This is a genomic window from Rhizorhabdus sp., assembly GCF_018006725.1.
Classification (GTDB): domain Bacteria; phylum Pseudomonadota; class Alphaproteobacteria; order Sphingomonadales; family Sphingomonadaceae; genus Rhizorhabdus.
In genome coordinates this window covers 1-19,295 of the sequence record NZ_JAGMXV010000079.1, presented here as the reverse complement: position 1 = coordinate 19,295, position 19,295 = coordinate 1, and the positions used below count along the sequence as shown (strand labels likewise).

Below are 19,295 nucleotides of genomic sequence, written 5' to 3'. Positions count from 1 at the left end.
GTCACGAACACGGATCGGCTCAAAAATCGTGACCAACTTATACCCCTACTGGATGACCATCTGGTACGGGAGACGACCCAGTATTGGATTTCTATTCTGGAGCCCGTGGGGGTCCCTTGTGCGCCTATCAATCGACTGGATGAGGTGTTTGCTCACCCACAAGTGATCCATCGGGAGATGCAGATCAAGCTTCCCCACTCTGCCGGCACAACAGCCCCTCTCGTTGCAAACCCGATCAAGTTTTCCGGGACGAAGATAGAATATACAAAAAGCCCGCCACGACGAGGCGAAGATACGGCGTACATTCTCAAATCCGTACTGAAGTACGACTCGGCAGCAATTCAAAATCTAAATGAGCGGCAGATTATCGATATTGGAACCTCCTGAGCGCGGTTAGGGGCCCAGAGCCCATATCGCGCGTTGGACCATCGCCTTTTCTGGCTGGACAGCGGATTCGGGAGCTAGCAGCAGAACGAGGCATCCTGCGCTGAAAAGCAGGATTGCAATTCTCCAGGATGGAAACATGAGATGACCTCTCCATTGACGGCCAATCTCTGGTCACTATAAATGGTCCTACCAGATTGGTAGGATAGACTAGGGTTCGGAAGTGCCTTTTGCAAGTCTCAAACCGCAATCTGGACTTGGCGGTTTTGGTCGTTGCACGAACAAGCCGTTCGCCGGCTTTGACAAAAATAGGGGATGGAAATGAAGCTCTCGGGATATGATTATGTCATCGTCGGCGCAGGATCGGCAGGGTGCGTGCTTGCCGCACGATTGAGCGAAGATCCCAACGTGAAGGTGTTGCTGCTTGAGGCTGGATCTCCTGCTTCTTCAATCTTTGTTCATATGCCCGCAGGCATTCGCGTGCTCTATACGAGTCCAAAACACAACTGGCAGTTTTGGACTGAACCTCAATCCGGACTAAATAACCGCAAAATCTACATTCCCCGCGGCAAGGTTGTGGGAGGATCATCTGCCATCAACTCTATGATAGCGATCCGGGGAAACCCCGCAGATTACGATGCGTGGGCGGCGCAGGGCCTGCCGGAATGGGGATACGAAAGCCTTCGCCCCTATTTGAGGAAGATCGAGGACGCCAGCGGAGTTACGTCCCAGCACAATCAAGACAGAGGCTATTCTGGTCCTATCCGCTTGTCTTACGGCACCTTGCAACATCCAATCTCGAAAGCCTTCATTGAAAGCGCCAAGTCAGCCGGCCTGCCCGAGAACAACGGATTCAATGGCCCATCTCAGATCGGCGCGGGCTTCTACGAACTCACCATCGCGGATGGCAAACGCTCCGGAGCATTCAAGTTTCTCGATCAAGGAAAGGGGCGGAGCAATCTGACCATCATGGCCAACTGCCAGGTTCGGAGGCTGGCGTTGGAGGGTACGCGCGTTCGGGGCGTCGTGATTGAGAAAGGCGGACGTGAGGTAATCATCCCCGCGGAGCGCGAGGTATTGCTGACGTCCGGCGCGATCTGCTCACCACAATTGTTGATGCTGTCGGGAATTGGACCCGCCGAACATCTGCGATCGCTCGGCATCAAGCCCGTGATCGATTCCGCAGGCGTCGGCAGCAACTTGCAGGATCACCTCGATTGCGCAATCCGGCTGGAGGCATCCCAACCCATCACACTGACTCCGTATCTCGGATTAATCCGAGGTGGCTTAGCGGGCGCGCGATATATGTTCCGCGGCACGGGTCCCGCCACCTCCCAAGGCGTTGAAGCTGGAGCGTTCTGGGGTCCCGATAAACATTCGCAGTGGCCCGAGTGGCAGGCTCATCTCATCGTCGCGCTTCGAAATCCGCCGCCGGGCGAGCGTGTACCGCACGGCTTTGGCATTCGCGTTTGCCAGCTTCGTCCGAAAAGCCGCGGAACATTGCGACTGCGTTCGGCAAATCCGTTGGACATGCCCGCTATCGATCCACGCTTTCTGTCGGACGAGAGCGATTTCGTCAGCATGCAAGAGAGCGTTAGACAGATGTGCGATATTATCGATCAGCCTGCGCTCCAAAAGCTCATTAAGCGGAAGCTCGATCCCGATGCCTTTAAGAGCCCGGAGTCGCGCAAGAAGTGGATACGAGCACGCGCAGAAACGATCTACCACCCCGTCGGAACCTGCCGTATGGGCGAAGATCGCGACGCCGTCGTCGATGGCAAGCTGCGGGTTCGAGGCGTCGACAATCTACGCGTTATCGATGGCTCACTTATGCCGACCGTGATTAGCGGAAACACCAATCTGCCGATTATGGCTATGGCGGAGAAAGCTGCAGAGTTGATTGCGGGGAAGTGACCCAATGTTCTCTCCTCAATGGCAGGAACAGTCTGAAACCTTGCCTTTCATCACACAGGCTATCACTTGATTTCCCGTGATCCCGCTCGTCGTCGGCGGTCTGACGCGAAGGCGTCAGTAAATGGCAGCAAGCGCCGAAGTGCGCCCTCCCTAGACTGCCCGAGGTCCGATGACGGGTCCCGGGCTCCTTTTATGGATTTGATTACCCTTTTGGACGTCAGCCGCAATTGTCAACGACGTCCGTGCTGCTCTGATTGTTTGATAAGGAAGGTCTAACTGGGACAGCCGTGCCAGAGATCAGGTGCGGACGCCACCTAAGCCTAGTAAATCTCTGCCTCAATCGTCCCGCTCAGTTCAACGGTTTATCGGAGGAATTGCTGGCTACTCTGAAGGAGGAGCTTGCGCTGATCGCAGCCGATCCGTCGGTCCGCTGCGTGGTTCTGTCAGCCGCCGGCAAGGCGTTCTGCGCCGGGCACGATCTGCGACAAATGCGAGCCAACCCGCGTCTTGATTACTACAGGCAGCTTTTTGCGCGCTGCACCGACGCAATGCAGACGATTATCGCACTGCCAATTCCGGTCATTGCCCGTGTCCATGGCTTAGCCACCGCTGCCGGCTGCCAACTTGTAGCTAGTTGCGATTTGGCCGTAGCTCGGATGAGGCGCGCTTCGCTGTCTCTGGAATCAATGTCGGGTTGTTCTGTTCCACACCGGCGGTAGCCCTTTCGCGCAACGTGCCAACCAAGCGGGCATTCGAGATGCTTGTGACTGCACGATTCATTGATCCGGCGACCGCCGAGGAATGGGGCTTGATCAATCGCGCGGTTCCCGCTGCCGAACTTGACACCGCGATAGAGGATCTGGCGAAGGTGATCATCGCCAAAAGCCCCGCTGCGATTCGTCACGGAAAAGCGATGTTCTATGCTCAGCACGAGCGCACTCGCGCCGCAGCCTATGCGTTGGCGAGCGAGGTCATGGCGCAGAACATGATGGAGGAAGATGCAGGGGAAGGCATTGATGCCTTCCTCGATAAGCGTCTCTCTTCATCGAAAAGCTAAAGTGCTATAACTCCTGGATCGATGGCTGCAAGCGCGAAGTTCTCGTGATGCTCAGGCGATCCACGAAAGCTGTCAGAGTTGACGCCCAAGGCGACGACGGCGTGCCTTTCGGCCGCTCGCCTATCGTTCTTATTCGCTTTACAACAGAATTGTCCGCGAACTGCTTGAGACCCGCGATAACCCGCGCGTATCTGCGAAACAAGCGGTCGGCACTATCATTGCTGCAATTCACGGCATCGTCACCTTTCCAAAGCATACGCGCACGATGGATTGGATTGATACGCTCGTCATAGCGGAACATGCCATAGATGCTTTACTGCATTCCTGGCGCACAGGGGAGCACGTCCCTTAGTTCAGACGAGTTTCTACCGCACGTTCGAAAAGCACGGCGTTAGGAAGGAAGCTCACATTAACCGCATATGCGCTGGCTAACCTACGCAGTTGGCATAGAAACAAGTTACTCACCGGCAGTCTTCTGGCACTTCTTGCCTGAGCCGTGGCCCGTTTGCGAGCCGCCGGCCGAGTGCCTCTAGGAATCTATCATAACGCTCGCCGCCCTTGGCACGCGCCGACGCCTGCGCGACTTCCGGCAAAGACGCGGTCGATGTCAGCCAGGCGCGAATGAAAATGGCGAAGGCTTCGTTGGCGATGCCAATGTCGCGCTCCAGACGCTGAATGTTGCGATCAATCCGATCGAGACGCTTGGCCAAGGCGGCCTCCCGGCGCTCATCAGCGTCGGGTGACAGGAATGAGGCGATGGCAGCTTCGGCGATCATCGAGCGCGACTGCTCGCGGCGACCCGCGTGGTCGGCCAAGCGATGCGAGAGGTTCGGATCGAGATAGATCGATAGCCGCTTCTTCCTCCCGGACGGTGGCGCGATGTCGGACTGCTGCGTCATGACTTACAACTCCATGCCGTCGCCGGGGTCCAGAGCAATCCGCCGCGCTATCAACCGCATGTCGCGTGCCAGCGCACGATTGGCGACAACCTCGCGCTCCGACTCGTCGGCATCGGGATCGAACTCGTTGGTGGCGGTCGCCATCGGTTCCGGTGCGATATCCTTATGCCGCTCGAGCCCAGGTTCGCGGCGGAGACCGGCATTTGCAGGATCGTCGTCCGGCTTGGCCGCGCCATTTGGTACGGTCGCAGCTTCCGGTGTGACGATGCTCTTGCTCGTTGGCACGGCGACGGGCTTCAACGCAGACCAGTCGTTGCGTTTCGGGGCGAAGCCCGCTTTTGGGTCTTTTGGAACAGGCAGCAGCCGATCCTTGAACCTCCGATCATCATAATACCGTGCCTTCTTGGCGCGGACCGGCGGAACGCCCGCGACCATGACGATCTCGTCGTCGGGCGGAAGTTGCATCACTTCCCCGGCCGTGAGCAGCGGCCGCGCCGTCTCGGAGCGGGAGATCATCAGATGGCCAAGCCAGGGCGCGAGACGGTGGCCGGCATAGTTCTGCATGGCGCGCATCTCGGTCGCGGTGCCGAGCGCATCGCTGACTCTTTTCGCCGTCCTCTCGTCATTGGTCGCAAAGCTGACCCTGACGTGGCAATTGTCCAGGATGGAATTGTTCTGGCCGTAGGCTTTCTCGATCTGGTTCAAGGACTGAGCAATGAGAAATGCCTTGATCTGATAGCCGGCCATGAAAGCAAGCGCGCTCTCGAAGAAGTCGAGTCGGCCGAGCGCCGGAAACTCGTCGAGCATCAGCAACAGCCGATGTCTCCGGCCCTTCGCGTGCAAGTCCTCGGTCAGCCGGCGACCGATCTGATTGAGCACGAGACGCACAAGCGGCTTCGTCCTGCTGATGTCGGAAGGTGGCACCACGAGATAGAGCGTCGTGGGTTTCTCACCAGACACGAGATCCGCGATCCGCCAATCGCAGCGGGCAGTGACGGCCGCGACGACGGGATCGCGATACAGGCCGAGGAATGACATGGCAGTTGAGAGCACGCCCGACCTTTCGTTATCGGACTTGTTGAGCAACTCGCGCGCCGCGCTGGCGATGACGGGATGCGGCCCCTTCTCGCCGAGATGCGGCGTCGTCATCATGGCGGACAATGTCGCCTCGATCGGCCGGCGCGGATCGGACAGGAAGGCCGCGACACCGGCGAGTGTCTTGTCATTCTCGGCGTAGAGCACATGGAGGATCGCGCCGACCAGGAGCGAATGGGATGTCTTCTCCCAATGATTGCGCTTCTCCAACGAACCTTCCGGATCGACCAGTACATCGGCGACGTTCTGAACGTCCCGCACCTCCCACTCGCCTTTCCGCACCTCGAGCAGCGGATTGTAGGCGGCCGAGTCGGCGTTGGTGGGATCGAACAACAACACACGACCGAAGCGGGCGCGCAGGCCCGCCGTCAATTCCCAGTTCTCTCCCTTGATGTCATGCACGATCGACGAGCCCGGCCAGGTCAGCAACGTCGGCACGACAAGACCGACGCCTTTGCCGGATCGTGTCGGCGCAAAGCACAGGACATGCTCGGCGCCGTCGTGTCGCAGATAGGCTCGGTCAAGCCGGCCGAGAACGACACCATCGTCGCCGAGAAGACCCGCGGACTGGACCTCATCCGGCTCGGCCCAGCGAGCCGAGCCGAAGGTACGCACGTCCTTGGCTTCGCGCGCCCGGTAAATCGACATGAGGATGGCGACAGCGATCGCGACGAGTCCACCCGAAGCCGCAATACCGGCGCCCTCCAGAAAGACGTGTGGCGCGTAAGCATCGAAAAAGAACCACCACCAGAAGAAAGCCGGCGCCGGATAGATCGGCAAGCCGACCAGCGCGAACCAGGGTGAGCCGAGCTGTGGCTGAAAGCCGAGCCGCCACGCAACCCACTGCGTCGCGGCCCAGACCGCGAGCAGCACGATCGCGAACACGACGCAGATCTGGCCCCACACGACTCGACTGGCTGACACAGCGAGCAAATCTCCCTGCACGTTGCAATATTCCGTAGAAGAGCAAGGAGTGCGGAGATTTCAACTGCGCCTGTGTCAGTTATCGTAGAACAGCGTAGGTGATCGAAAAAAGACTTGCGGCGTGCGGAAAATCGTCAACATTGGACATAGCGATCAGCGACCCCCATCAAATCCCATCTGCCAGAAGTCGGCTTCGAGTCGCGACGCCTTGCCGAACAGCGCTGCGAGTTCATTGAAGCGCCGTTCGGTCATCGCCCGCGCGGCCAGGTCATCGAGATGGCGTCGCGCCTTGGCCGCAACAGCCTGATAGGCATCGCCTGCATATTCGGCGATCCATTCGCGATAGGGATGGTCGCCGAGCGCGTCGACTCCCTCTGGCACCAGGTGGCGGCCGATCTCCGCATAACCAATGACGCACGGGGCGAGCGCGACATGCAAGTCGAGCAGGTCGCCGGCCGCGCCGCAATCCAGCACGAAACGGGTATAGGCGATCGTCGCCTGATGCTCGGGCGCGGCTTCGATGTCCTGCGGTGACAGCCCCCAGCGGCCGCACAGCCGTACATGAAGATCCATTTCGTCGAGGATGGCCGCCACCCCCGCCTGCGCCGCTTTCATGTCCGCCAGCGTGCGGCTCTTGTAGGTCGCGAGCGCATAAGCGCGGGCGAACTGGATCAGGAACAGATAGTCCTGCACGAGATAGGTTCGGAACGCCGCCTGCGGCAGCGTGCCAGCGCCCATCTGGCGGACGAAGTCGTGGTCGACGTAGCTCTGCCAGTCGTCTGCTGTGGCTGCTTTCAGCCGGTCGAAGACGTCCATCGCTCAACTCTCACTTTCGCAGGAAGCCCTTGAGCAGCGGCCGCTAACATGCCGGCCGGATCATCGACATGTGAGACCGGATCAATCCTGCCAAGGGTTGACTACGACAACGCCCGTGCCCTCGAAATCCCGGACGTTGCGCGTCGCCACGGTCAAGCCGTGGACAAGCGCCGTCGCGGCGATCAGCGCGTCGACCTCGTTGCGCCGGTCGGGAATATGCAGATGCGCGCAGCGCATCGCAATCTGGTCATCAATGGGCAGGATGCGTCCGGCGAACTCCGGCCGGACATGATTGTCCAGCCAGGCGCGCAGGCGCGCGCCCTGCGCGGCGTCGCGACGCTGGATGCCGAGCACGCCGCGTTCCAACTCAAGGATGGTGATTGCCGAGATGAAGAAGCTCTCGGCGTCCTCGGTATCGACCCATGCTGCGACCCTGGCATCGGCCTTTCCGTCGCCGATCTTGCGCAGTTCAGAAACCACGTTGGTGTCGAGCAGATAATTCAAGACAGATCGACCCCGCGCGGCGCGATCTCGACACGCGGCGGATCAAAGTCGATGTCCGACAGGCCCGGCATGGCGAGGGCTTGGGTCAAACGGCAGCGCTTGCCGCTGAGGCGGCAGAACTCGTCATAAGTCATCAGCACATGGGAGGGCTTGCCCCGGTCGGTGATGACGACCGGGCCGTCTTGTGCGGCCTTCTTGGCGCTGCTGACGTCATGATTCAGCTCGCGGCTGGAAAGAGTGGTGATGGTCACGACGCACCTCCATGTAGGCAAGTACCTACATAGGCCAGGCCAGTCTGGATTTCAAGATCAAACCGCTGGGCAGCGACCATGCCCATCCGCCACGGGTCCGCGCACCCTAGCCTTCACAGCCCGAGCCCCCGTTTGCGACCAAACGACCAATCGACGCCGCCATCGGCGCGGGCCACCCCGGAAATATGCCGCCCGATATGTTTCTCGATCGACGGGGTCCATGGCACCAGCTTGAAGCCGAGGCCGTCGTCGATCATGGCGAAGCGGCCAGACGCGAGTGCAAAGCGCCGGCTGTACGTGCCGGCGACAAATTCACCTTCAGCAGATTTCTGGAATGGCATACCGGTCTCGGCCGCGAGCGTGTCGCCGAGCGCGTCCAGCTCGCGTTGCCGGAGCGTACCGATCAGGTTCCGGTTGAATAGGATGCGCTCGCCATCGCGCCGCGCCATGCCATCCTGAATCAGATGTGCGGCGCGGGCCTCCATCGTCTGCTTCACCTCCAGACCGAAGCCGCCGCCAAGATCAACGGGGTCGCGAGCGACTAGCTGGCGGTCGAGCCAGGTCGCGCCGTTCGCCGTCGCCTGCGCCTCGATGGAGAGGTCGGATCGGACCGCCAGTGCGACACGGCGCTCGCCTTTCGCGTCCTCGAAGGATCGCAATTCCACGATCGAGCCCGGCGCGCTGTCGCCGGCCGACTCGATGTCCTGGAGCTTGATGTGGTGGGTGCGGCCGTCGACGCCGTCCACCACGGCATAGGCCGTCCCAACCAATTCGTTGTCGAGGCCGCGTTCGACCAGCCGGCCGATGATCGGGGCGCCATGCGCCTCGCCGGCCAGGACATAGTCGGCCGCGCCACGTGCGATGCCCTGCTCGTCGAGGGCGCGGTGCATCCGCTTGATGATGTCGTTGCGCTGGCCGAGGTCGCGCAACGTCGATTCCGCCTCCTTGGCGATGATCCACTGACCGGAGCCGATGGTCTCGGCAAGGCCGAGGTGTTCGAGGTGGCGCAGGCGTCCGACCTTTTGCGTCAGGTATGCGTCGGGCTGCCGGTCCGGTGACGGCGCCACGTCGATGACGCCCTGCTCGTTGGCGTCGCGGACAAGCTGGCGGTCAAGCTGGGTCCAGCGCTCGGCCTCGACCTGACGGCTCAGCGCGCGGCTGATGTCGAGATCGGTGCGCGGTCCAAGTTCCTGGGTGATGAGATCCTGCGCACGATCGCGCATCCCGCTCTTGATGTAGTCGCGGTCGATCACGAGGTCGCGACCATCATCGGCGCGGCCGCGCACGATGACATGGACGTGGGGGTTGTCGGTGTTCCAGTGATCGACCGCAACCCATTCGAGTTTCGTGCCGAGATCCTTTTCGGCCTGCGCCATCAGTTCGCGGGTGAACCGCTTCAGATCCTCCATATCGCTCGCGTCTTCGGGCGAGACGATGAAGCGGAAGTGGTGCCGGTCGTCCTTGCAGCGCTCGGTGAACTCCTTGACGTTGGCGTCGTCGGTCTCCGGGCCGAACATCTTCGCGCGCTCGCCGTCACGGGTGACGCCATCACGGCGGAGATAGTTGAGATGACGGGCGAGCGGACCGCGCGGACTCTTGTTGCGGACCACGAGCGCCTTGACGGTGCAGAATCGCGTGCGGCTGGTGATGAAGCGATTGGCGCGGATGCTTGCGACGCGGCCGCGCGCGAAATGCGGGCCGCGGCCCGCGGTGATCTTGCCGGAGCGCGAGATGCGGCCGCCGGCCCTCTGCGCGGCGGCGAGCGCCTGAGCGACAAAAGGCAAGGCGCGCTGCGCTCGCGATGAGCGGATGCGCCCTGGGCGAACATGGAAATCGTCATCGCGTGTCATAGCTGAACTCGCGATGTGCGATATTCACTGAAATCATTCGCGAAAATAAAGACGCGCACATCGTGACGACGATCCACGATGTGCAAAAAATCGGAAAAAGCAGAAGCAAAACAACCGACCGTCCAAGCCGCGATGTGCGGCTTTTTATCTTGCCTTCCCACAGTTGTTGCCTGGCCTGACCCGCTGCCCTCCGCCATCTCTACGATTGCGCACGCCGTGAAGCGTGGAAACTCGATGCTCATCGCTGTTCTCCATCTGCGCGCAGTCTTCGCACGAAGAGGCCATCGGACGGTGGCATGAGCGCCGACAGATCGACGATCGAAGGCGCGCTCGATGGTCGACCGGAAGGACGATCGACCGCCCCGAACTCGCCATCATGGTGGACACTAGATCGCACGACGAAGATCGGCCCAAGCGACCAGGATTTGCGCGAGGCGGCGCCGGCCAAGCGCATCACAGGGACCTTGCCGTCGATCATCGCCGCGATCTTCGCGACGTAAGCGACAGTCTCGGCCGGCAGTGCGCGGCCGCTCGCAAGGTGCGCATCATAGCGCCTCGGACCTGCGTTATAAGCGGCGAGCATCGCGGCCATCGAGCCATAGCGATCGTGCATTTCGCGGAGATAGGCCGCGCCGGCCAGAATGTTGGCGCGCGGCTGCCAAGGGTCGTGGCCGAGACCGTAACGCCTGCGCAGCTCGTTCCATGTCTTCGGCATGATCTGCATCAGGCCCATCGCGCCCTTGGGCGATCGTGCGGTCCTATTCCCCGTGCTTTCGACGGCCATGACCGCGCGTATCCAGCGCTCGGGAATGGCGAAGCGTTTGGCCGCCTCGGCGATGTGCGCGGCCCACGGATCGCGCGATGGAGCAGCGGACTTTACGCGCGTCGCAGGAGACGCAAACGGCGGCTCCGCAGTCGCGTCCGCTGTCGAGCACGCGATCACGGAACATGCGGACAGCATGACGATGATCGACGACAGCGTGGCGCGAAAGCCGCCGTCCCGAACCGCCATCAGCTTGCCATCGTGCTCGCTTCGCTCAAGGGCAAGGCTGCGCCGCCGGCTGGCGTTTTCCGGACGGGCATCGTCCGACGACATGCCGCGCACCCGGAAAACTGACCGACGCCCCTGACCTGCGCTGCGCGCGACGGCCGCGCTGTGAGCGATCGGGTCGAGGGGATTGATGGGCGCTCGATCGATCAAGGGGATTGCAGGAGAACGGTCGCGCGAGCGCCGGCACCGCATAGCCGTCACCCCTCGCCTTCCTGTTTCTTCCGCCGCGTCCAGAGCAGGTTCCACACATCTTTCTTGGTGTCGGACTCGAACAGGCGAGCGCGGATGGGTTGGTTCAAGATCGGATCGTCGATGGTTACGGAGAGGTACGCACCGGCACGGTCGCCGGTGCGATCCCAGGCCGCGCCAACTTCCATGCCGTTACAGAAGACGCGATGGTTTGGCGCATTCTCGGTGTCGGATTCATCGATCGGAAGAATGGACACCTCGGCGTCGAAAACGAGTGTGCGTACGCGGCCGAAGAAGCCATCTTCCTTGCGGGTGAACGCTCCAATCTGAGTCATTGCAATGATCCTCATCTGGTTGGAGAAGCGAGCCATTACGGCTCGTCGGAGACCGGCGCACGGAGGAATTCCGCGGCCGGATCGGCGGCACCGGTGGTCCAGACGGGAATGGCGCGACCGATGATGGTGGTGATGGGAAGCGGCCCGAAGTAGCGGCTGTCGAAGCTGTCGGAGCTGTCCCAATTCATGAAAAAGGCTTCGCCGTCATGAAGCGTGCGGCAGCCTTGCCAGTCGGGCAGCGGTCGGCCGCGCGTGTCGCGCGCGAGCGCCTGTCCGTAGATTCCGTCATAGGCGATGATGGCGCTGCCGCGCCGGCAGATCGTCGTGCCGCCGAGCGCCAGGACCCGCTTGATGAGAGGCAGGCCGCGCGGCAGATAGCGACGTTCGTCGAGAAATGCCGCCAGCTCCGCGGGCGGCATGACGACGGCGAGATCGGTGACGTCGACCTGGTCGCCGGGAACGATGCGGTAGAGCCCGATCGGCACGCTCGTGGATGCGTTCCAGATGAACCGGATGTCCGGCCGGCTCCAGGCCGGCACGACGATCAAAGCTGCGCCAGCAAGCATCGACAGCAACGTCATGTGGCGCCAGATCATGGCGAAACCTCGCGCCGCAACAGCCAGGCGCGGTGCTGCTCGGGGCTGTAGATGCGGAACGGTTCGTTGACGCTGATGCGATGGTTGAGATGCCGCCAGTGTTCTGGCGCAACGTCAGCGGGATCGATATCGAGCGCTTCGATCGCGTCGATCGCGGCCAGCACGCGCTGCACCTTCGGCCATCCGCTGATCCGCAACAGGATGTCGCCGCCGGGGCGCACGAACGGCAGCGTCTGATACGGCTCGCCGGTCGTCACGGTGCGCAGGATGTCGATCCGCGAGATGATCGTGCCGTATTCATTGGCCGCCCAACGGACGAAGGCGAAGATACTTCCGGGCACGAAACTGACGATGCGTCGATGGCGGTCGAGACGCTGTTCGTCGACGATGTGCCCGAAGCGGATACGGTGCTCGATGCGCTTTTCGCGCCACGTCAGTTCGACCAGCGTGTGGTCGGTTGGTCCGCTCGCGCGCAGGTCTGCCGTCATGGCCGCAACCCTCGGACGAAGCGCGACACGATGATGTTAAGGCAGTCGCAACCGATCGGACGTGCGATAGTCCCGCGTCCACAATTCCGCGAGGTGGCGTGCCGCGTTAGCAAAAGTCCGAAGGACTTTGAGTTAGGAAAGTTAGAGGGGGACAAATCCGCCTTGTCGCGCCAGACAGTTAAGAGGCGCGCGCGTTCCCAATAGTACGGGACTCGCGTTCCTGATAGTACGGGTGTCGGCGTTCCCAATAGTACGGGTCCATCCACACCTTTTGCACCGGCGCGTGCCATGTTCATCGCACGCCTCCCTGCCGCTGGAGCGGCGCAACGGTGCAGTCGGAACCCGCGGGCCGGAAGATCAGGCGCTGCCGGCCGTCGGGATCGTCGATCAGTGTCAGGTGGTAGCCGGGCAACGGCTGGCGCTGGACGATGGCGCGCAGCTCGAACCGGAAACGGCGCAGCGGCGACAGGCTGCCGGACTTCAGATGCAGGTGCGGGAGATCGAAGCTCCAGCCGTGCGTCTGCCGGCCGCCATGCTTGCGCACGAGGCGATACAGCCAGCGCTCGAGCCCGCCGGTCAGGTGGAAATAGGCACGGTCAATGGTGAGGATCAGCGCGTCGTCGAGAACGCCGGCATAGAACCAGTCCGGCAGGATCAATTCGATCCCGAGCGGTCGGCCGGTCGCGTCGAGACGTTCTTTCCATTCGTTGATCCACGAGAAGCGGTGCCGCCGCCGCTCGGACGGCTGGCGGATCGAGGTGACGACGGTGGTGGATTGCAGCCGGTCGAGCGCCGCCTTCAGGCGGTCGTAGCTCAGGCCGGAATCGCTGCGGCCGACGAAGGTGAGGATCTCATACGGTGTGGCGGCCATCAGGCGCGACGTGCGCAGCCCGCGGTCGCGCGCGTCGACGATCTGGCTGGCGGCCCAGATCAGCACGTCGGCGTCCCAGATCGTGGCCATGCCGTGCTCCGCGGTCGCTTCGACGCGGATCGATACCTCGCCCATGCGGAAGTCGATCGGCGTCACACGACGCACTTTGGCGAGGGAAAAGAACGGCCAGGACATCAAGTCCTGCGCGTCGCGGGCAGCGATGTCACCGGCGCGCGCCCGGAAGAGTTCGAGTTGCTGACTGTCGTATGAGCGGCTCGCCGACATAGCGATGCTCAGCGCGCAGTGCCGGCCGCATGACCAGCCGCGGATTCCGAAGTAGACTGCCGCGCGCAACCGTCAACCCATGCCTCAAGATCGGCGACGGCGTAGACCACGCGGCCGCCGAGCTTGTGATAGACCGGCCCGGTGCCGTCGCAGCGGTGTTTCTCCAACGTGCGAGGAGACAGATCGAGCAAGCGCGCAGCCTCGGGCGTTCGCACGAAACGCGGCCAATTCTTATCGGTCTTCTCCAGCATTGCGGACCTCCGTCGCAGCCGCCATCACGGCGGCGAGTCGGGTGCGACGATGGCGAAAAATTCGCGGCTCGGAGGAGTGACGAAATTCGTAGCCGTTAACAGAAGTGTCCCCCCTTCCCGCCTGGCGCGACATGCGTGGGTGCCGATGGCCGGGCCGCTGCGCATCAGGATCGGGATGACGTGTCAGGTCTTGCGATCAACATTGTGCCGCTGGTGTCTCGCCCGGGGAGCGAGCCAGCGCAGATATCCGCCTTCGATGCGTTCACGGGCGGCGGCAAGAATGCGGGCCAGCCGCCGTCGCTCCGGCGCGTTCTTCCAGTCGAGCGCGCGCAACGTCCTGACCTTCTCGTTGATCAGGATACTCGCAATCAAACGACGCGGCTCGCCGGATTCCACGCCGTCCCATACGCGCAGCATCAGCGCGGCCCGGTGAAGCTGGAAACGGGTCAGGCGTTCCTCGCGCGGCGGAGGTCCGGATCGCTCGCCACTGATGTGCCGGTAGAGTCGAAGCGCATTTTTCCTGCGCCAATGGAAATGCTCGTCGAACGGCAGAAAAACGCCTGCCTGTACGACCGTATCACCGCTCGGAAGCCAGACGCCGAGATCGCCTTGTACGTCTTCGACGACACCATGCAATCCGTCGCTGCTCGGTTCTCCGCGAATGGATAGCGTTGCGGGGTCAGGTAAGGAACGCGCGGCAAAGCCTTCCGGCGCGGCCGTGACAATGAGCGTGGCAGGGTTGAGCTGCGGCAGCCATATCGGCTGCACGACCAAAGCCGATGCAGCGGGGTCCGCCGCGAAAGGCCAGCCCCCAGCGGCGTGAAAGGCGCGCTATCGCCTCACGCTTCTCAAGCCTTCCCGAGACGACGGCTTCCGCCACGGCATGATAGTCTTTGCGATATTGCTTGTTGCGGCGCAGGAACTCGAACGTGATGCCGCCACGGTCGAGCCGGCTCAACTGTTCCTCGAATTGCGGTGAGCGCCAGTCTTGCAGCGGCTCCATGACGCGACCTCCCCCTCAGTCGTTGGCTTCGGGATGATTCCGTCTATGGCGAAGACCGGGAAAACGGCAAGACAGATAATCGGAATGCAGAGGGTTCTTCGACCGGACAACAAATTCACTTTGGCTGTCGTGATGAGAGACGTCGCGGAACTTACTGCATGCGGGGTTCAAGCAGGTGACGGTAGCCGTTCTCGGTCATCCAGCGCGCTCGAGCCAAATGGCTGTCATGAATCCGCTTGGCGCGTTCGGGATCGGATGTCACGTCAAAGCCGAATACGATTTTGACAACCTCGCGCCAATCGGCACCTTCCTCGGCGGCGTCCAACAGACGCAGATAGGTAGCAAGGTGCGCCTCATCATATGCGTTCACCCGATCGGTCAGCGGCGGACTGTCCTTGAAGTTAGGCTTTGTCATCGACGTGCCTCTGACTTATGCGCTTTAGATTCAAACTGGATTATCCGGTTACCCCCGCAATCGAACTTTCGGCGACATTCCTTCTCCAGACGCGGAATAATGTTATGCCGCAGATGCGATAAATAGTCTGACAACTTGACGCTTTCGTGCCAGCGGCGGGCATTGCCGTATCCAGGACGATCTTCTTTTTTTGCAGGCGGGCGGTGATGTCTGCGCGTTATCAGGTATCGGCGCGCAGAAACTCGATCGGGTCGATGTCGAGCGCGAGGGCGAGTTTCTCCAGCATATCGATGGAGGCGGCATATTCTTCGCGTTCCAACATGCCGACGTAATTGCGGTTGACCTGGGCAAGATGGGCAAGCTCCTCCTGCGAGACAGATTTCTCCTGTCTCAGCCGACGCAGGTTCCTTGCGACTCTCTCCCGTAAGTTCATGCGGGAGGAGTCACCGGCTACCTAATATACTTCCACCCAATATACTAGGTATTCGACGAGCCGTCATCGTCCCTTAGCCGGTCGGTGCGTGAATCGCGAGCCGGGCGCAGTCCGGCGAGCGGCGGCCGTGTTCTGCGCACGGCCGCGCCGCCGATCTGCAACGCTGGATCGGCGCGAAATTTTCCGAAGGTGCAAAGCCTGAAAGGCGGAGAGCCGCGCAACCGGCGCGGCCTTCGCTGATTATATCGCCTTCTCCAGCAGGGTCTTTGCCTTCCCCTCCAGTTCCAGGCGCGTGTCCTGATGCGCCTTGGTGCGGGCATGCGCCGTCATGCCCTGCACAAAGTCAAAGATGCTTTCGGGCGGGCGGCCTTCTTCCGAAAGCACGGTCTCTATGATCCTGCCGGTTTCGGCCTTGCTGAACCCGCGCTTGCGCAGGAAGGTTTCGCGGTCCTCATCGGTGCGGGCAACAATATGTTCGCGCGCCGCCTTGATCCCGTCGACGAATGGCGCGGGCGAGGAATGGGCGAAGCTGGTCAATGCCGGTGCCGCCTCTTGGGCGAAGCGTTGCGCGGCAAACTTGCTGTGCCGGATGCTGATTTCCTCGAACCCTTCCACGCCCCACAAATTGCGGTTCATGCAAACGGCGCGGAGATAGAAAGACGCAATACCAAGTGTCTTGCTGCCGACTTCGCTATTCCAGCAATAGAAGCCCCGGAAATACAGATCCGGCTCGCCGTTCGGCAGGCGTCCGGCCTCGATGGGGTGCGTGTCGTCCACAAGGAAAAGGAAAACATCGCGGTCGCTGGCGTAAAGCGTGGTGGTGTCCTTGGTGATATCCACGAACGGATTGTGCGTCATGGTCGCCCAATCCAAAACGCCCGGCACTTTCCACATGGTATCGCCCGTGCCGTTGCCCGCGATCTTCATCACGGCGGCGACAAGCTCATGGTCCCAGATGCGGCCGTAGTCCGGTCCGGTCACGGCGCGCAGTTCAATGCGTCCGTCTTCCGCTTCCAGCGTCTTCACAAGCTCGGCGCGATGCGACAGCAAGCCATGCTGTAAGTTGATGCCTGCGAGCGGCGCGGCAAGCTGGCGCATATAGGTTGCGGGTGCGCCGACAAGGCTGCACAACTGCCCAAAGCTCCAATGCGTCGGGGAAATCGGCTGGTCCTGTCCGGGGACGATCAGCGAAAGCCGCTCGGCGTTGTCCCTGCTCGCCTCAACGCGAACGGCGCGGCTTTCGACGGTGCGGGTCTTCGCACGATCCGCGCGCATCTTCACGGCATCGTAAAGCTCTGTGAGCGACAAATAACGCTGATCGTTCGGGCGAGAGAACCATTCCGACGACACACGGCCGATCCGCTGCCCGCGCGAGATGTCCACGCGGAAACCGCTATTCACTGCCTGCGGGGTCTGGCTGCTGCTGATGAAGTTCATTGTCCTGTCCTTTCCCGTTAATGCCGAAGGCATGTCCCCCGACATGCCTTCCGGGGGCGCGTGAGCGCGCGGGGATGGAGGGGGCACATGCCGGCGCGCGGGGGCCAGGCTGCGAGGCGAGCGGAGCGGATGACGATGTGATGCCGACGTGGTGATCGGCCGTTCTGCGAGGCCGCGGCCCTGCTCCGCAACAGGCGGCATTTGCGGGGAGCAAGGGGTAAGACCCCTTGGTTCCCCACTCGATCGGCAAGGGCTTCAGCCGCAGCCGATCGGAACAATGCGAGCGCAGCTCGCCGTATTCCTTATCTTGCGGTGGCGGATATGAGCATGACGAAGCCCCGCTTGCGCGGGGCCTCGCTGGTGGCCGGTCTCAGTCGGCGGCGCGACGGCGCGACCAGATGAGCGCCAGATCCTCGCTTTCGCTCTCCACCAGGCTCGCATAGATTGGAGCCGGGAACGACGGGTCGTCGAGCTTGACGGAGAGGTAGTCGTTGCCCTTGTCGGACGTCTTCTTCCACGCCGCCCCGAACTCCGTTCCAGCGGCGATGACGCGGTAGTCCGGACCCTTCTCGTTGTCGCCTTCGGCGGCGACGAACTTCACCGACTTGACGTTGAGGGTGAGTGTCTTGACCGAGCCGCTGTAGCCGTTTTAGGTCAGTCGTCAACTGTCCTTTTGAAACGAAGCATCAGCGTTTGCTTCGCTATTTGCTGGAGGACACTTCCGAGGTGTCCTTTAGCGCGATCGCGGCGCCCCGATTGGAGCGCCGCGCCGCTGGTTGGCCGCTTCAGCGCGACCAGATGAGAGCGTAGCCGTCTTCGTTCTCCACGAGGCTCGCGTAGATCGGAGCGGGAAAGCTCGGATCGTCGAGCTTGAGGGAGTGGTACTCCCGGCCCGTCTCCTTGGCGACCTTCTTCCAGGCAGCCCCGATCTCGATGTTGCCGACGAGCGCGCGGAGGTCGGGTGACTTCTCGCTGTCCTTCTCGGCGACGACGAGGCGAGCCTTGACGCTGAGGTTGAGGGTCTTGATGACTCCGGCGAACGAACCGTCTTCGTTGCGGGTGAACGTGCCGATCTGAGCCATAGGTCTTCTCCTTTGCTGTATCAGGTCGCGACCATCGCGGCCTTGATGGCGATCGGAAAACACCGGGCGACCGGCCCGCACCCGAAGGGCTGGAACGCAGTGGAAGGCGGCGCAGGGACGAGCTTCTTGCCTCGCGAGGAAGCCGCGCGGAGGCGTCAGCCGAGCACGGCGGGGAAGAAGGTCGGCATCGCGCTGTTGCGGGATCAAGGGCGGGCTGCGCAGCAGCCGAACGCGGTGTGAGATACGCCAGCAAGAAAGGCTGCAATGGACGCACTTCTGGACAGCTCTGCGAAGGAGAAACCTTGGCATATGGCATAGAAACACCAGCGACGACGACGCGACGGCTTATCGAGACACGTCCCGCGCATCGGGCATAGACGTCGTCATCCGAGAGGCCGCGATGGACCCGACATTATCCTGCATCGTCCGGCAAGGAGCGATTGGTGCATGGAGCGGCAAGAAGGCTGGACGATACAACGACATCATCATCGACCCTCTCCGTGCTCACCTGCCAAAGATCGTAGCAAGCTGGGGCGACGGTGGCGATCAAGCTCCTTCGTCAACTGCGCGATGCGGTGCTCGGCCCTGTCGGCACGGCGCTCCGCTTCGATCGCGCGCCGCATGAGTCCGGCATTCTCGGTCGCGAGCTGACGAAGCTGACCCTGCATGGTGTCGACGGCGATGCGTTGTTCGGCGACCTTCTCCGTGATGGCGGCGATCCGACTAGGAGCGCGCCGCTGCTGACGGACGCGAGTCAGCTCATCGAGGATATCGCGGTGATTGGCGTAGATGGCGTTACGCCCAACACGCGCTTCCCGCGCGAGGGCTGCAACGGTCAATTGCCGTTCGATCATCGGAGACTCATCGGAGCCGCAGACTAGACGATCAAGGGCGGCGCGCAGCTTCTCGGCTGTCGCCTGCACGCGTCGATCAAGTGGATTTGCGGCCGTCGTCTTCGGCACGGGCTTCTCCTGTGGCAGAAAGATCGGAAAGGACGCGCTCGCACTCGGCGATGCGCGTTCTGGCGAGAGCGACGCTTGATGCATCGAGTCGATCGTCGGCGACCAAAGCGAGGTTGCGATCAAGGCGCGCTTGCCAGACCGGGCGGTGCCGGTCGGTGACTGCGAAGTTGGCGCAGCTCATGCAGGTACTCTCGGTGCGCCAC

Annotated in this window: 23 protein-coding genes and 3 pseudogenes; 5 read left to right on the top strand and 21 right to left on the bottom strand. The window is 61.9% G+C overall.

Translation table 11 applies throughout. The annotated features are described in order from the left end of the window. The 3 genes and pseudogenes from KAY22_RS12700 to KAY22_RS27940 form a co-directional block, all read left to right on the top strand. Positions 1 to 387, top strand: a 387-nt coding sequence (locus tag KAY22_RS12700; RefSeq protein ID WP_296623821.1) for a CoA transferase, incomplete at its 5' end; no start/stop codon positions are given. Between the two features lie 312 nt (positions 388 to 699). Further along, entirely contained in the window at positions 700 to 2,298 is a 1,599-nt protein-coding gene (locus KAY22_RS12695; protein WP_296623820.1) for a GMC family oxidoreductase N-terminal domain-containing protein, read from the top strand. 287 nt (positions 2,299 to 2,585) lie between these two features. Next, a pseudogene (locus KAY22_RS27940) lies at positions 2,586 to 3,355 on the top strand (enoyl-CoA hydratase). A 461-nt stretch (positions 3,356 to 3,816) separates the two neighbouring features. On the opposite strand, the gene KAY22_RS12680 reads toward KAY22_RS27940, so the two are convergent. From KAY22_RS12680 to KAY22_RS12585, 20 genes and pseudogenes are all read right to left on the bottom strand, one after another. Beyond that, positions 3,817 to 4,254, bottom strand: coding sequence for a ribbon-helix-helix protein, CopG family (locus KAY22_RS12680; RefSeq protein WP_056299332.1), 438 nt, complete (start codon positions 4,252 to 4,254; stop codon positions 3,817 to 3,819). Positions 4,255 to 4,257: 3 nt separating this feature from the next. Beyond that, complete coding sequence (locus tag KAY22_RS12675; protein WP_056300836.1) at positions 4,258 to 6,273, bottom strand: conjugal transfer protein TraG; 2,016 nt, start codon at positions 6,271 to 6,273, stop codon at positions 4,258 to 4,260. A gap of 153 nt (positions 6,274 to 6,426) precedes the next feature. Further along, a complete protein-coding gene (locus KAY22_RS12670) occupies positions 6,427 to 7,089 on the bottom strand; it encodes a TenA family protein (protein WP_056299336.1) in 663 nt (220 codons plus the stop codon). A gap of 81 nt (positions 7,090 to 7,170) precedes the next feature. Further along, positions 7,171 to 7,593, bottom strand: a complete 423-nt coding sequence (locus KAY22_RS12665; RefSeq protein ID WP_056299340.1) for a type II toxin-antitoxin system VapC family toxin — start codon at positions 7,591 to 7,593, stop codon at positions 7,171 to 7,173. Then, positions 7,590 to 7,844, bottom strand: a complete 255-nt coding sequence (locus KAY22_RS12660) for a type II toxin-antitoxin system Phd/YefM family antitoxin (protein ID WP_056299343.1) — start codon at positions 7,842 to 7,844, stop codon at positions 7,590 to 7,592. The genes KAY22_RS12665 and KAY22_RS12660 overlap by 4 nt, the downstream gene beginning before the upstream one ends. A gap of 113 nt (positions 7,845 to 7,957) precedes the next feature. Further along, positions 7,958 to 9,694, bottom strand: coding sequence for a VirD2 family relaxase/mobilization nuclease (locus KAY22_RS12655; protein WP_056299346.1), 1,737 nt, complete (start codon positions 9,692 to 9,694; stop codon positions 7,958 to 7,960). Beyond that, complete coding sequence (locus KAY22_RS12650; RefSeq protein ID WP_211400701.1) at positions 9,691 to 9,936, bottom strand: hypothetical protein; 246 nt, start codon at positions 9,934 to 9,936, stop codon at positions 9,691 to 9,693. The genes KAY22_RS12655 and KAY22_RS12650 overlap by 4 nt, the downstream gene beginning before the upstream one ends. After that, positions 9,933 to 10,790, bottom strand: a complete 858-nt coding sequence (locus KAY22_RS12645) for a lytic transglycosylase domain-containing protein (protein ID WP_246579600.1) — start codon at positions 10,788 to 10,790, stop codon at positions 9,933 to 9,935. Before KAY22_RS12645 ends, KAY22_RS12650 begins: the two co-directional genes overlap by 4 nt. Positions 10,791 to 10,942: 152 nt before the next feature. Next, on the bottom strand, positions 10,943 to 11,305 hold the full coding sequence (locus tag KAY22_RS12640; RefSeq protein ID WP_296623818.1) for a DUF736 domain-containing protein: 363 nt from the start codon (positions 11,303 to 11,305) through the stop codon (positions 10,943 to 10,945). After that, complete coding sequence (locus KAY22_RS12635; protein WP_211400702.1) at positions 11,305 to 11,865, bottom strand: S26 family signal peptidase; 561 nt, start codon at positions 11,863 to 11,865, stop codon at positions 11,305 to 11,307. The genes KAY22_RS12640 and KAY22_RS12635 overlap by 1 nt, the downstream gene beginning before the upstream one ends. Beyond that, positions 11,862 to 12,353, bottom strand: coding sequence for a DUF2840 domain-containing protein (locus KAY22_RS12630; RefSeq protein ID WP_211400703.1), 492 nt, complete (start codon positions 12,351 to 12,353; stop codon positions 11,862 to 11,864). The genes KAY22_RS12635 and KAY22_RS12630 overlap by 4 nt, the downstream gene beginning before the upstream one ends. 292 nt (positions 12,354 to 12,645) lie before the next feature. Continuing rightward, positions 12,646 to 13,509 carry a replication initiator protein A gene (locus tag KAY22_RS12625; RefSeq protein WP_211400712.1) on the bottom strand — a complete coding sequence of 288 codons (864 nt, stop codon included), beginning with the start codon at positions 13,507 to 13,509 and terminating at the stop codon, positions 12,646 to 12,648. A gap of 8 nt (positions 13,510 to 13,517) precedes the next feature. Further along, a complete protein-coding gene (locus KAY22_RS12620; RefSeq protein ID WP_211400704.1) occupies positions 13,518 to 13,760 on the bottom strand; it encodes a helix-turn-helix domain-containing protein in 243 nt (80 codons plus the stop codon). A 183-nt stretch (positions 13,761 to 13,943) separates the two neighbouring features. Beyond that, positions 13,944 to 14,528, bottom strand: a complete 585-nt coding sequence (locus KAY22_RS12615; protein WP_296623822.1) for a DUF2285 domain-containing protein — start codon at positions 14,526 to 14,528, stop codon at positions 13,944 to 13,946. Beyond that, positions 14,440 to 14,763, bottom strand: coding sequence for a DUF6499 domain-containing protein (locus KAY22_RS12610; protein WP_211400705.1), 324 nt, complete (start codon positions 14,761 to 14,763; stop codon positions 14,440 to 14,442). The genes KAY22_RS12615 and KAY22_RS12610 overlap by 89 nt, the downstream gene beginning before the upstream one ends. A gap of 151 nt (positions 14,764 to 14,914) precedes the next feature. Further along, complete coding sequence (locus tag KAY22_RS12605) at positions 14,915 to 15,178, bottom strand: DUF2285 domain-containing protein (RefSeq protein WP_211400706.1); 264 nt, start codon at positions 15,176 to 15,178, stop codon at positions 14,915 to 14,917. A 220-nt stretch (positions 15,179 to 15,398) separates the two neighbouring features. Continuing rightward, entirely contained in the window at positions 15,399 to 15,611 is a 213-nt protein-coding gene (locus tag KAY22_RS12600) for a helix-turn-helix transcriptional regulator (protein ID WP_211400707.1), read from the bottom strand. A 240-nt stretch (positions 15,612 to 15,851) separates the two neighbouring features. Further along, entirely contained in the window at positions 15,852 to 17,048 is a 1,197-nt protein-coding gene (locus tag KAY22_RS12595; protein ID WP_296623817.1) for a DUF932 domain-containing protein, read from the bottom strand. 370 nt (positions 17,049 to 17,418) lie between these two features. Beyond that, positions 17,419 to 17,706: pseudogene (locus tag KAY22_RS12590) on the bottom strand (DUF736 domain-containing protein). A 127-nt stretch (positions 17,707 to 17,833) separates the two neighbouring features. Next, entirely contained in the window at positions 17,834 to 18,130 is a 297-nt protein-coding gene (locus KAY22_RS12585) for a DUF736 domain-containing protein (protein ID WP_024921864.1), read from the bottom strand. Positions 18,131 to 18,175: 45 nt separating this feature from the next. Between KAY22_RS12585 and KAY22_RS12580 the strand changes: the two genes are divergently transcribed. After that, on the top strand, positions 18,176 to 18,370 hold the full coding sequence (locus KAY22_RS12580; protein WP_296623816.1) for a hypothetical protein: 195 nt from the start codon (positions 18,176 to 18,178) through the stop codon (positions 18,368 to 18,370). A 299-nt stretch (positions 18,371 to 18,669) separates the two neighbouring features. Continuing rightward, positions 18,670 to 19,011, top strand: a complete 342-nt coding sequence (locus KAY22_RS12575; RefSeq protein ID WP_296623815.1) for a hypothetical protein — start codon at positions 18,670 to 18,672, stop codon at positions 19,009 to 19,011. A 49-nt stretch (positions 19,012 to 19,060) separates the two neighbouring features. Here the strand turns inward: KAY22_RS12575 and KAY22_RS12570 are convergent. Further along, positions 19,061 to 19,295, bottom strand: a pseudogene (locus KAY22_RS12570) (hypothetical protein); the annotation flags it as partial.